General features: G+C 44.8%; 9 protein-coding genes. 3 read left to right on the plus strand and 6 right to left on the minus strand.

Features of this window, described 5'->3' with window-relative positions; translation table 11 throughout:
• The first annotated feature begins 47 nt into the window (after positions 1-47).
• The gene (locus tag AC0S1O_RS03060; RefSeq protein WP_475394292.1) at positions 48-758 is read left to right on the plus strand and encodes a hypothetical protein; all 711 of its coding nucleotides are present in this window, start codon (positions 48-50) and stop codon (positions 756-758) included.
• Positions 755-1,078: a hypothetical protein gene (locus AC0S1O_RS03065; RefSeq protein ID WP_475394293.1), complete on the plus strand. Its 324-nt coding sequence runs from the start codon at positions 755-757 to the stop codon at positions 1,076-1,078. Before AC0S1O_RS03060 ends, AC0S1O_RS03065 begins: the two co-directional genes overlap by 4 nt.
• Here AC0S1O_RS03065 and AC0S1O_RS03070 read toward each other — a convergent pair whose 3' ends face one another.
• Both AC0S1O_RS03070 and AC0S1O_RS03075 read right to left on the minus strand, forming a co-directional pair.
• Positions 1,079-1,852, minus strand: a complete 774-nt coding sequence (locus AC0S1O_RS03070; protein WP_475394294.1) for a CARDB domain-containing protein — start codon at positions 1,850-1,852, stop codon at positions 1,079-1,081.
• The gene (locus AC0S1O_RS03075) at positions 1,849-8,094 is read right to left on the minus strand and encodes a carboxypeptidase regulatory-like domain-containing protein (RefSeq protein WP_475394295.1); all 6,246 of its coding nucleotides are present in this window, start codon (positions 8,092-8,094) and stop codon (positions 1,849-1,851) included. Before AC0S1O_RS03075 ends, AC0S1O_RS03070 begins: the two co-directional genes overlap by 4 nt.
• Before the next feature lie 150 nt (positions 8,095-8,244).
• On the opposite strand from AC0S1O_RS03075, the gene speE reads away from it, so the two are divergent.
• The gene (speE, locus tag AC0S1O_RS03080; RefSeq protein ID WP_475394296.1) at positions 8,245-9,060 is read left to right on the plus strand and encodes a polyamine aminopropyltransferase; all 816 of its coding nucleotides are present in this window, start codon (positions 8,245-8,247) and stop codon (positions 9,058-9,060) included.
• Here the strand turns inward: speE and AC0S1O_RS03085 are convergent.
• The 4 genes from AC0S1O_RS03085 to cas4 are packed head-to-tail and all read right to left on the minus strand — an operon-like array spanning position 9,010 to position 12,976.
• Positions 9,010-10,827 (minus strand): phospholipase D-like domain-containing protein, encoded by a 1,818-nt coding sequence (locus AC0S1O_RS03085; RefSeq protein ID WP_475394297.1) that lies wholly within the window; start codon positions 10,825-10,827, stop codon positions 9,010-9,012. The two genes, speE and AC0S1O_RS03085, sit on opposite strands and share 51 nt — an antisense overlap.
• Positions 10,812-11,222: a DUF3198 domain-containing protein gene (locus tag AC0S1O_RS03090; protein ID WP_475394298.1), complete on the minus strand. Its 411-nt coding sequence runs from the start codon at positions 11,220-11,222 to the stop codon at positions 10,812-10,814. Before AC0S1O_RS03090 ends, AC0S1O_RS03085 begins: the two co-directional genes overlap by 16 nt.
• Before the next feature lie 28 nt (positions 11,223-11,250).
• Positions 11,251-11,934, minus strand: a complete 684-nt coding sequence (locus AC0S1O_RS03095) for a metal-dependent hydrolase (RefSeq protein WP_475394299.1) — start codon at positions 11,932-11,934, stop codon at positions 11,251-11,253.
• Positions 11,935-11,983: 49 nt separating this feature from the next.
• Entirely contained in the window at positions 11,984-12,976 is a 993-nt protein-coding gene (gene cas4 / locus AC0S1O_RS03100; protein ID WP_475394300.1) for a CRISPR-associated protein Cas4, read from the minus strand.
• Positions 12,977-12,991 lie beyond the last annotated feature (15 nt).

Consider the following 12,991-nt stretch of genomic DNA (forward strand, 5'->3'; position numbering starts at 1 on the left):
AAATTTCCACCCGCTACCTTAAAATATCAGAATTTTTTTGTGAAACTGTGAGAATCTGCATCGCGATGGAGGATTACAAACTTGAATATGGGGTGGAGCGCGCTCTAAAGGAAGAGGGCTACAGGTTCAGGATAGTTACAGATAATTTTGACGGTTGCGATGTTGTTCTCACAGATCATCTTGAGGGTGCGATCTTTGTGCTTTGTCATGAGGCAAGGGAGTGCATAAGGAAACTGCAGTCAAGATTCTATGGAAAGAAGAGATTTGAGAAACTTATTGTTGGTATAGATCCTGGCCCCAAGCCGGGCGTTGCAGTTGTTGGAGATGGAAATGTTGTGGAGGAAATTCAGTTATCCTCCGTGGAGGAGGTGCGCGCCGTTGTAGATTCAATAGAATTTGGGTACGAACCCTCCGTAATGATCGTGAGGGTTGGAGATGGGGATATAACCAACAGAAACAGGATAATAAACTCTCTCCTTGATGATTACATGGTCGAGATGGTAAATGAGGAGAACACCTCAGAGTCCATATCCAACAGGAATGTGGAGGCAGCCAAGGTGATTGCATTTACCCGTGGGAAGAGGATCAGGGAGAAAATGAATATCGTGATAACGGAGGGGTACCTCCGTGAGATACAGAGAATGAGCAGAATTGAAAGCGGAGGCCTTCTCACCATATCCAAAATCCTGGCAAAGAGAGTTGCTCTTGGCGAAATCACCCTGAAAGAGGCCATAGAACTTGCGAGGAATGGACAATGAAGAGGGAAGAGGCCATAAGGAGGATAGATAACCTTGTTAATGTTCTGGCAGTTGAAATTCCGGATAAAATTGAGATATATGGCAGGATTTATCCTCTGAAGGATGATATATCCTCTCCAGGAGAGAATACGATTGTAAAATATAAGGCTCTCTACGAGCAGATACGGGAGGATATACGCTCAATGGAGGATGTGCCGGAAGAAATTGTTCAGAAGGCCATAATTCTCAGAAGGATCGTTCTTTTCTTAAAGGAGTATGAGCATAGTGGTGATATAGAGGACAAAAAGAGATGGATAAATTTTGTAAAAAGAATGAAATGATTATTTTTTCCATTTTGGAGCAGGTCCGCTTTTCTTTCCATGTCTGCCCAGGAAAAACAGGGTAAACAGGACGATTACCAGGATGAGAAGGCCCCAGCTCAGGTATGTTATGTACTCGTACGATGGAGGTGTGCCGTAATAGAAGCGATACTCGTAGGTTTTCTGGCCGTTTGCAAAAACCACCCCGTTGTTGGATATTTTCACTGTGAGAACATGCTCTCCGCTGTACAGCCCGTTTGGAATCCATTTGTAAGTCACATCTTTTGTGGAATTTGCCTTGATGACCTTAACCGTGGTGTTGCCTATGTATCTTCCATCCAGATAGAAGGATAGTACGGTGTTGTATAGATCGTAATTTTCGGGGTTCTTTATTTTTACATTAACGTCCATGGCCCTCTTTACCTGAACCGCCAGGACCCTGGATGTGGTTGCTCCTATCTTGGTGTTGTTGATCATTCCGTAGGCAGCGAAGTTCAGGTATATCGTCTGGGGTACGTTTGGAGCGGTTATGTTGAACACAAAGTAACCATCCTTGCTTGATGTGACGTACTGGTTCAGGGGCTTTGCACCTGTGAGGTTGTATCCACTCATCAGAATACCGCATCTGTAAAGCGGAAAATACCCTTCCACGTATACCTTGTACTGTACCGTTTGGTTGGTGCCTATTATTGTTGGGCCATCTATGTGGATATTTAACTGGCTGGCATGGGCACCCAGGGGAATGGTCCCCAAAAGGAGAAGAGAGATCAGTATTGCAATTTGCAGTTTTTTCACTTCTTCCACCTCCAAAGTACTATGAAGGCTGCAAATATGGCTATTGTGAATCCCCATAGAACGTACCACGTTGTTGATATTGTGAACGCCGTGTAATTGGTCACACCTGGTGCCTGGATGTACACCTGGGTGGTACTCACAGAGACCTCTCTCAGAGGCATGCTCACCGTTATCGTTTTCTGAGGTCCAACTATGGCCATCTGCACGGGTACCGAGAGTCCTGGTCTGCTCTTGGTTGCAACAAGGCGTATCTCTATTGATCCCTTGCCCTTTGAAGAGACGTTGAGATAATTTACCGGTCCCAGTTTACCGTATATTTCCACATTCCAGCCCCTGAGATGAAGTTCCTCTATGTTAAGCACGTTGAAGGTGTAATTTACCCAGGTGTTTCCATTGTTGGCTATGTCTATCTTGTATATCAGGGCATTATCGTTCCAGGAAACCAGGGTGTATTTTGCGGTTGTATTGTAGTATTTTGCAACGTTCACGTGGAAATAGACATCTGTGAATTGGGTGTACTTTGCTCTTAGATGGACCTCATTGTCCCCCGCCTTTGCAAGGGGTACCTTCAGGCTAACACTCACGATTTTTGTATCCTCCGGATTTAACGTGTAGGTTTGAGGATTGAGAACACTCCATCCCGAGAACGTTTCAAATTTAACTTTTTCAGGAGTATTTCCCGTGTTCTTTAGTTTTACAAGGACCCATATGCTCTTGTATGGTACGGCATATTTGTCAAATCCCATCACGTGTACTGTGACCATATGAACGCTGTTTCTCTTTAGGGCCAGGTCCATATATGTGTCATGGGATATGCTGATTTTCTCGTTGATGGTGTATTTAACCGTCTGACCGTATTCAATATCAGAGGAACTGGCTCTGATTGTGTAATTTCCCGAAGGCAGTATGAAATAGTAGGACCCATTTGCCATCTCACTGAGTGTTCCGTAGGGTGTGTCAAGATATACGTAGGTGGATATCGTTTTGTCCTTCATATAAACCTGACCGGTGAGAAGGTACGCATCTCTGTACTCTATGTTGAGGGTCAATTTCTCCTCCACGTTCACACTCCCCAGGTATGCGTACCTGTGACCGCCCATGATGTAGTATGTGTACACGGTGTACTCTCCAGGGGTGAGCTTTACATTGTAATATCCAGCAGAATCCGTTATGGCCGTTACATTTTTAAGTTCTGTATCCACAGGTATGAACTGCACAACCGCATTTGCCACCCCTCTTCCATCCAGTGTGACAACGCCCTGCACCTCTGCAAGGATCCTCTCTGTGGAAACATGCAGGACAACCACCGTGTCTTTATTTACGAATTTGAGCACCTGGGTGAAATAGAGGTAGTAGTTTCCATACACCATCTTCTTCACGTGTATCTCGAAGAGATACTGGCCCTGAGGAAGCACGATGCTGGAATACTTCCAGGTTATATTTCCGGCTGTTGAGTTTATCTTCACAGGCAACTGGTAGGAGAAGTTTTCCTGGTTGATTTTTACAAAGTATCCGTTTTCAAGGTTGATCTCCGTGGACATATTTTCGTTCACCTCTATCTTAACAAGGGCTGCCCTTTCATATCCTCTAAGGTATACGGTGTACTTTCCTGGTGCGATATTCACATTCTTCCCCATGGTCACCAGCGTGCCATTCTTGTACCAGTAAACGTTGTCTGCGGGAGAGATAATATTCACGTGGGCTATGGCCTTTATGCTGATATCTTTCACAATCTTAGCATCTCCTACATTTGCAGTAACCGATATTTTCCCGTATTTATACGCTATGTTATTTCCAGAGATTTCAAATCTATACGTCCCCGGAAGAACCTTTATTGAGTATGAGCCAAGAACGTTCTCTATCGTGTAGGTCCTATCCTCCGAAACCAGTCTTATGGTGAGTGGCCTTGTGTTTGTTGAGTTATCCACTATAACCCTGCCCGTAATTGTTACCAGGTTTGGAGACATCTGTATATATGCCTTTGAATTTTCCGTGTAGGTCTTTACCATATGGTATCCATAGATCTCTGCACTGAGTGTATACGTGAGGGTGGTTCCGAGGGTAAATTCTCCAGCAGGGGGTATGCTTCTGACCTCATAGTAACCCTTGCTATCCCTGAGCATTACCAAGCCGCTCTTTATCGTTTCATTTTTATCCATAATTCCGTTACCGTTCTTATCGTAGTACACGTATCCCTTTATTGTCTCTGCCTGCTGAAGGAACGGGTTTATCTCAACATCCCTGTAAAGTTTAACGATTTCCCTGCTGAAATACGGAGAGTAACTGTTGTTGAACCCTATGAACCCTATTGAATAGGTTCCCTCAGGAAGATATATGTTGAAGTAACCCGTTTGATTTACGAACCAGGTGGTAAACGTGGATCCTCTGAATGCGGATATTTCTATGTCTCCCACTATCTTGTCCTTGGAGGTTACCTTGCCATACACCATGTAGGCCTTTTCCATGCTCATTTTGATCTGCATATCTCCGTAAAGGGTGACATCTCCCGCATAGGCTATCTTCTGTGCCCCATAATTTGAAAGGGCGTAAACCGTGTATATTCCACTTGGCAATTTAAGAGAGAATCTGCCGTTTTTATCCGTCTGGAGAATGTAAACGTCGTATCCCACAGTGCTCTTGACCTTCACAACAGCATCCTTCACGGGTTCCCCATTGTAAGTCAGGTATCCCGTCAGGGTGAATCCCTGGGTTAGGGTTACATTGTCGCTTATCGTCTTGTTCCAGTCTCCAACAGGGGCATCCTGAGGCTTTGAATAGTAATCACCCTTGCTTGCCGTAAGTGTGTAGTTGTCTGGCACAACCATTACCTTGAATGCACCTGTTGAATTTGTCTTTGCGGTGTATCTGGCGTAAATGCCGTTGAGTTCAACAGTTGCATTCGCCGCAGGTGTTCCATTGGAGTAGGTAACCATGCCCTTGACGAAGGAGGGCAGGAGTTTTATATCCTTGGTTAGATTTATTCCTGCGTGAAGCGTTACTGTATCTATCTTTTGGAACGTTTTTCCATTTATTATGAGCCCTATGTTGTAGGAGTGAGGAGGTATATCCTTTATGGAGTACTGCCCGTTCTTTATTGGAACCTCCACGTGGTATCCATAGGTTGAATTTGAGAGTATGAATGTGGCGTTATTCAGTTTGATATCACTCTGATCCAGTTTATTGTTGTGGTTCATATCGTAATACACCACACCATCAAGATTTGCAGGTTTGATAACTATGTTCTTTACTATGGTGAAATTTGGTTTGAGGCGCATCGCCTGCTCCTCACTCACATTTATCTTTATCTGAGCCAGAATTGTTTTATCCACCATTTTTAGCTTGTTGTATCCCCCGTCAGTGGAGACCACCAGGGTCATATTACCCGCCACTGAAAGTATTCTGAAATATCCGGTGTCGTTTGTGAATGTTGTATCGTGGGGTATTCCGTATTCGTCAAAGAGAGTCACCCTCACGTGCTTCATGGGTTCCCCTGTGGACAGGCGAATGTGCCCTTCTATAACTGCACCCTCGTAGAATTTGACTATGACCACATCGTTGGGGAGAACCTGATAAGCCGGGGGATTGAGCTCCACAGTGCCCTTCTTTTCCTTCAGATATTTCAGGGCCAGCTCTATGGGTATGGGCTTCCATGCCTTGGTGTGGTTTTTGTAGTCCTTGTAGGGGTTCCAGTATGCTGTCTTATAAACCAGTTTGAAATGTGTCATATTCCATGCCTGCATTGGCTGGTAACTCCCCAGATCCGGAGAGAACCCTGGAATTCCATCTCCCTTCCCAATATCCTGACCGGAGTATCCTATGAAAGTGCGATACAGCATTGAGTGGTAAAACATTGGTTTGTAAATTATCTTGTAGCCCACTATCCTAACGTTTCCGGGAATCTTGTCGAGATCGTAGGTGTTTCCATTTGAATCCACAGCCTTGAGTTGGTAGAAGTCGTATGGTACCACTGTTCCACCGTAATTGTAAACCCTCCTGTCCCCAAGTTTTGCTGGAGCGTAGAATATGCCGGTTCTTGTGCCCGAGAATGGGAACAGTCTATAATCAACGGCAAAGTATCTTATATCCCACCCGGTGTTGTTTCGAATCGCATCGTAAATGGACAGCAAATCGTGCTGGGGTAGATAGGCGAGGGTTCCCTTTATTGCCACATAGAGTGCATTCTTAGAGGATATGTCACTTGAATAAAGTCCGTAAATCTGGGGATTATCAACGATGATCTTCCTGTACTTATCGGGATCGTTGAGGATATCAACTATCTTTGCGGCTTTATCCTTTCCTGCGTATTTAATAAGGGCATTCATTATCGGTTGGCTGAGAGATCCATTATTTTTGTGGAAATCTCCCTCAAGCAACCTGGCTATGAAAAGTGAGATCACCTCACTCTCGTTCTGGGCCGTTATTATCTGAGCCGCAATCTGATAACCATCCTGAAAATTATCTGCAATGGCCGGATGCTTGCCCTGAGCCACGGCCTGGAAGCCGTAATCCCACCAGGACACGAAGGCAGGTCTATCTGCAGGAGGTGTTGAATTGTCCTGCTCACTTAACCACTTCCAGGCCCGTTGCCATGGATATTCAGGCTTTGGAATGGAGTATCCAAATGCCCCAAGGTACCATGGGGCAGATTTGTTGTACGTGGTCTCGTTTGGTCTCATAAATGATGGCATGCTGTTGTAAATCTGCCTGTCAAACTTATCCTTTGTTTCGTATGGAATTCCGGCGTCAACGGCACTCCACATGGTGGGGAAGATGACAAGCAGAGCAACCACCAGTACAACCGTTATCTGGGAGATTTTCAGGCTCTTTTTCAGAGATTTTCTCCAGGAGCCACCGTATTTTTTGAATTCTTCCATTGATTTGCGTATGTCCACGAGATCTATTAGCCAGATCAGGGCAACGGCCGCGGTGAGGGCCACTGCCGGAGAGGCGTTGAACATGAATCTCGCTGCGGATATGGCCATAAATATGGCTATTGCGGTGTAAAGAACGATGAATACGTAGTAATCGGCTGATTTCTTCCTGAGAGATAAAAGTAGGTAAATTATTCCTGCAATGGACAGGAAGAAAATTCCGATACCAAAGGACATTGTCAGGACGCCCATCGTTACTGGCTGTGCCTCTGCTATGGTGGAGTATAATTTGTTATGAACAAAGTAACCCTGGCCGCTCACCAGTTTGCCCCATATATCGGGCAGGAAGACGTTCATTATCACGGCGAACGCACCAAGCCCGCCTGCACCTGCGGTGAACACCAGGGGCCAGGGATATTTGTTTGTTAACTCGAAATACAGGGCCGTTAGGAGTGGAATGAGTATGACGATCAATGGCACCTCGTACCAGCTTTCAAGTCTGTGGGTGGCGTAGTACCATGGAAACATCATCAAGAACCCAATAAGGGTGTAAATTGTTGTGAATACAAGGATGTGAAAATTTGATCTGTTCCTGAATCTGTTCACTATGACTTGAATGAAAAGATATATTGCGAGAATTGAAAGCGCGTAGGTGTATCCCTTCCATGCAAGTCCAAGAGCCCCTAAGGAAGCCCCTGCAAGCGCACTGTATATGACCGCTTTTTTATTCTCTGCGAAAAATGCTCTGAACCCATCTTTTAATTCTTTCCCATTGAACCAGTTCTTAATCCATTTTCTTGAAGGGCTCTCTTTCAGAGCCTTGAGGAAGAAGTAGAACATCCATGTTATGAAGAATATATCAAATGCGTCCCAGTCCGCTTGAGTGGCGACACTTCTCATTATGTAAGCGGGCATAATGGAAAGGAGAAAAGCCGAAACAAGTCCGACTCTTCTGCCAAATGCCTCCCTCCCCATAAGGTACACCGGAATCAGGGTCAGTGTTCCCCATATTGCCGGGAATAGTATGAGCATAAGTACCGCTGAATGATACGCATCCAGGAATGGATAGAATATCATGCTGGCAAGTATTATGGACCAGTGAAACAGGGGGGGCCTGGGATTATCTAGCCCCATGGGATAATTCAGCATAGGATCGTTAAGAAGTTGATGCTTGGACGTGAGAATGTATTTTAAAATTCTCTCATGGTAATAGGAATCCGAACCTCCAGACACCGAATATCCGTACTGTATCGATGGCCCAATTGCCCAGTAAACCCTTATGAAAAATGCGAGGGCCATGATAAGGGCAAGGGCCACAACGACAAGCACTGTTTTCCTGTCCATATTAAATCCAAGTTTATCCCGTAGCATGCTACATCACCGTGCTGGGAGCGATATCACATTTCCTATAAAAAAGTTATTGCTATTTTCCCGTTATTTTTTGAGAAAAGTATATGTATAACCTTGCAGGAGGTAATTTTTCGCAAAAGATTAAAATATTTTGTATATTTGCCACAGTTTATGGAACTCTGGTTCTCGGAAATGCACACAAATAATGTTAAACTTGGGTTCAGGATAAGGAGGGAGGTTGAGCATGTTCGCTCTCCCTACCAGGATATCCATATTTTTGATACGTACGATTACGGAAAACTTCTCGTTATAGATGGAACCGTTCAACTCACGGAAAGGGATGAGTTTGTGTACCACGAGATGATCGTGCACCCTCCCATGCTCACCCACCCGGATCCAAGGAGAATACTCATAATTGGGGGAGGTGACGGTGGCTCAGCCAGGGAGGCTCTGAAACACGATCCCGATGAGGTTCATGTTGTTGAGATAGACGAAGAGGTTGTTAGGTTATCGAGAAAGCACCTTCCATTTGTTGCAAGCAGTTACGATGATCCAAGGGTTCACATTCACATAGAGGACGGAATTGAATTTGTGAAGAGGGAAAAGAATTTTGATGTCATAATAATAGATTCCACGGATCCTGTTGGCCCAGCAGAAAAACTGTTTTCTGGAGAATTCTACAGATACCTGAGAAACGCCCTTGCTCCAGGGGGGGTTATTTCCCAGCAGTGCGGCACACCGATTTACCATCCGGAGGAGGTTTGCAATGTGCATGCCCTGTTATCCAAGGAATTCAGGTATGTGCGTCTGTATCTTGCCTATATTCCCACTTATCCCTCTGGTATGTGGGCCTTTGCAATTGCGGGGGATGAGCCAATAAGAATGAGGAGAGAGCCGAATTTTCCAACAAGGTATTTTAACGGGGAAATTTACAGTTCATCCATGGTCCTTCCAAATTTTGTAAAGGAAAAGTGCCACCAGGAGTAATACTATGGGGATACGCGGGTCAAAATTGGAGTTTGGCAGATTAACCGCCCTACATATTGATTTCTCATTGCCCCAATGGTCTTTAACCCTTATCTCTATTTTATGCCTTCCGGGAGCGATGTTGATGCTGAATACCGGTGTTCTTCCCCTATGCACGAGATTTCCATCAACGTAAACATAATAGGTGAGATCCTTCCCTATGCTCTTGGATAGATCAAAGTCAATCCTATCGCCCTGGATATTCATTTTTACAACGGGAAAGGGCTTGAACTCTCCCTTCCAGTCGTAGTTGAATATTTTTGTTAGGTAGGATACTGCTCTCTTGCTTCTTATAACAAGGGAAAATTCCCTGTTGTCCTCCATTGAAGACACGCCAAAATTCATGCTTCCAACGAGCACTGCATCCTCTCCTATCATAAGTTTGGCGTGGAGGTACTCGATGTAATGCTCCGTACCGTCAAATCTTTTCACATTCTCGCCAGCATAGGGGTGCTGAACAATTGCATAGGTGGTTTTGTTTCTGATGTCATTCCATATTTCTTTCCCTATGTAAAGTGCCTCAATCTTTAGATCTCTCTGGGTATCAACAAAATTTTTGAAGGAGTATGGAGCAAAATCCGGAGCTATCACCGGCTCTATGGAAGCAGTGAGGTTTATACTATCAAACACGCTTCTACGGAGTTCATATTCATAATTGAAACTTGCATTTGTTGAGTTGAACTCTCCCTGGTATGTTTTTATATCCTGAACTTTTTTGGTATCATCTTCAAAAATTCTGGAGACATAATGTGCGAAATCCTCATCTTTAACTATGATCCCATAGCCACGATTTCCGCAGGGTGAAAGGGCCGAGTGCCCGAAATTCTCCGTTGATATTAACACTGCATCCTCGTCCCTCACGATGAATTTGGCGTGAAGAAATCTATATCTATCGTATATTCCCTCCTTTGGATCGTTTACCATGAAACTTATGTTTGCACCGCTCTTCCACAGTTCATTTACTATGTATTTTTCTTCGTCGCTCATTCCTCCTATGGGATTTCCATCAAGGAGAATTCTCACCCTGACCCCATCTTTTAATTTATTGAGAAGGGCCCTTTCAAATGCCATACTATCCATCGTGTAGGATTCGATCATAATACTCCTCCTGGAGGAATTTAAAAATCTCAGGGCCTCCCTCCATCTATCCGGATATGGAAAGATCTCAATTGATGCTTTGAACTCTCTGTTTTTGAAGTCACTCTGACCGATCACGTGGTAATTGCTCCAGTCCCTGGATGTGTTTGTATCCTCCGTACCTATTCTGCGGAGAATGTGACCTGTGCTCACATGAGCAGATGGCCCTTCCCATCCTAGACCCGAGTATTTTGAATCGCCGTAAACGAGCAGGTCTATCATTCTCGATTTGTGGAATAGGGCAACCTCATCTCCCCTATTTGCCAGGGCAAAATGGCCCATGTATGTAAAATTGGGATAAAATCCGAAAAATTTGAAAAAGGATGTTGAATTCTGGGCGATGTAAATCTTGGAATGTGGGGCGATACTTCCATTTAGGGGAATTCTTCCCTCAAAATCGGTGATGTAATATCCGGAAAGATTTACCCTCTCAGAGAGGGGATTTAAAATGCAGACGTATTCCATATTCGTACCCGGATATGGGGATGGACTGACCTCGTAGATCAGGAGGTGCTGTTGCTCAGCTGGGGCAGAATTTGCCAGGGGTATCAGGAAAAGGAGAATCAGAAGAACAATTACTTTACTCTCCATTTTCTCTTAGTTTCTTCCAGTCGCTCCTGGTATTTCTTGCCCAGTTTGTAGGATATTTCCTCAAGTTCACGAAGATTGCTCACAAACTCCCTCTTGCTCTCAGAATCTATGTATTCCTCAAATTTCAGTCTCTTTCTGAGGGTATCAAATGTGAACCAGCCACCTGCTATCACAAATATTATTCCTATGACCAAGAGCCAGTAGTTCCAGTTTCCAGCCCATGCGGTTAGATAGTCCATTCCCGGATCCTTCTGAATGAATTTTGTGGAGGCCAGAACCCAGTATCCGCTTGTTATCAGCAGGTATATCCCGATAACAAATAGTGCGAGGCTTATATGCAGTATGTACTCCCTCAACTTGCTCCATGACATTGGGAGAGGATATTCTTTATTCATAAAGTATTTTCGCTTGAAAAATAAAAATTTAGAAGGAGAAACTCTCCCCCGGTTTCAGGATGATCAGTTTTATTCCCTCTCTTTCCAGATCCTCACGCATCTCCTCTGGATTTGCAGTTATCGGAGGCCAGGTATTGTAGTGCATTGGAATCACATATTTTGGCCTGATCCATTTTGCCGCTATGGCTGCGAGTTTTGGATCCATGGTGAACAACCCTCCAACGGGGAGCAGTGCAACATCGGGCTTGTAGATCTCCCCTATTATCTTCATATCTCCAAAGAGACCGGTGTCTCCAGCGTGGTAAACCCTCTTTCCATTTATCTCAATTATGAATCCTGCAGGTATGCCACCATCGTGGGTGAAATTGCTCTCCGTTATGCCAGAGGAATGAAGTGCAGGAACCATGCTCAGTTTTATTCCATCCTGCTCGTAGGTGCCGCTGAAATTCATTCCCACCGCATTGGCACCCTTCGATGCAATGTATTGCGCAACCTCGTAGATTGCCACAACGGGCACGTTCTTGCGCTTGGATATGAACACGGCATCTCCAAGGTGGTCCCCATGCCCATGTGTCACTGCTATGATATCACACTCTATTTCATCTGGCTTAACGGGAGCCATATCATTCCCCGTGATGAACGGGTCCACAAGTACTCTCTTTCCATCTTCCTCGATGAGGAATGCTGAATGTCCCAACCACGTAATCTTCATACCCATCACCTCGTCCCAAATAACTCATCATTGAATTTTAAACTTTCTCTCAAGCAAGTCTCTCTGGGCAGATATCCCTTCGTGAGCAGTGAATGCATTTTCCAACCTTGTGGTGATTCCTGTGGACCTCCCCCGTTTCAAGGGCCCTCCTCATCTCATCAACCTTTCCCAGCATAATATTCTTCAGGTCCTCCTCGTACTCAATTTTGTATACCACGGGTCCGTATTTTAGGAGCCCATAGGGGGGAGTTTTGTAGTTTTCTTCAACGAGCACCATGTAGGCTGTTAACTGCATTATGTGGGAGAACAGAGGACCACGGGGTATGCGCCCGGTTTTAATCTCCACAGGTATGTAATCATCGCCCTTTTTTATGAGCAGATCCGGTCTTCCCCATATCTTGTATTTCTCGCTTTTAAGAATGGGGCTCTGCTGCAAATCGTCCACATATATGATCTCCCCGTCCGGAAGTTTGAGTTTTTTCTTCAGCTCATTGTACTGAAACTCGCTTTTCAGGGATATGTACAGAAAGTACGTGGCGAATATGAGCCACAGGAGGGAGAGTACCTCCATCACGTATCCCAGCGCGAAGTTTGGAGGTAGAACGAAGGTCACGGCGAATATTGAGAATATGGTTGCTGCCCCAGAAGCTATGACCATGACTCGCTCCACATCCTTTCTCTCCCAGAGTAAAACGTATTTCTCAAATTTCCAGAGTAGGTATAGAGAGAAGAGAAGCCATCCAATTGCAAGGATCATGAACACCCTGCTTAGCAGTGGTGAGGAGTAGAGAAAGGATATGCCAACAAGTGCAATGAGCGTTGCTCCAATTGAGTAGTATATTGCCATGCTTTCAGAGTCCTTCATTTTGGAGTAACTCTTCTTCATCTTCTTTGCCTCTTCGCTTATTTCTCTGTGCTTTCTGACCCCCTCATTTTCCGTGTGCTTCTCCTTCCTGCTCAACCACCAGCTAAGGGGACAGTACGAATATTTTTCAATGTCTCCCGCAGAGATGTAATCCACGATGCAAATATGCACGGGCATTATTTAATTCCTTCG

It is taken from the genome of Candidatus Aciduliprofundum sp. HYA1, assembly GCF_056175085.1.

What these genes read in the sequence shown, in the direction of transcription:
- AC0S1O_RS03065 (WP_475394293.1), top strand. Translation starts at nt 755, where the DNA reads ATGAAGAGGGAAGAGGCCATAAGGAGGATAGATAACCTTGTTAATGTT.
- AC0S1O_RS03075 (WP_475394295.1), bottom strand. Translation starts at nt 8,094, where the DNA reads ATGCTACGGGATAAACTTGGATTTAATATGGACAGGAAAACAGTGCTT.
- speE (WP_475394296.1), top strand. Translation starts at nt 8,245, where the DNA reads ATGGAACTCTGGTTCTCGGAAATGCACACAAATAATGTTAAACTTGGG.
- AC0S1O_RS03085 (WP_475394297.1), bottom strand. Translation starts at nt 10,827, where the DNA reads ATGGAGAGTAAAGTAATTGTTCTTCTGATTCTCCTTTTCCTGATACCC.
- AC0S1O_RS03090 (WP_475394298.1), bottom strand. Translation starts at nt 11,222, where the DNA reads ATGAATAAAGAATATCCTCTCCCAATGTCATGGAGCAAGTTGAGGGAG.
- AC0S1O_RS03095 (WP_475394299.1), bottom strand. Translation starts at nt 11,934, where the DNA reads ATGAAGATTACGTGGTTGGGACATTCAGCATTCCTCATCGAGGAAGAT.
- cas4 (WP_475394300.1), bottom strand. Translation starts at nt 12,976, where the DNA reads ATGCCCGTGCATATTTGCATCGTGGATTACATCTCTGCGGGAGACATT.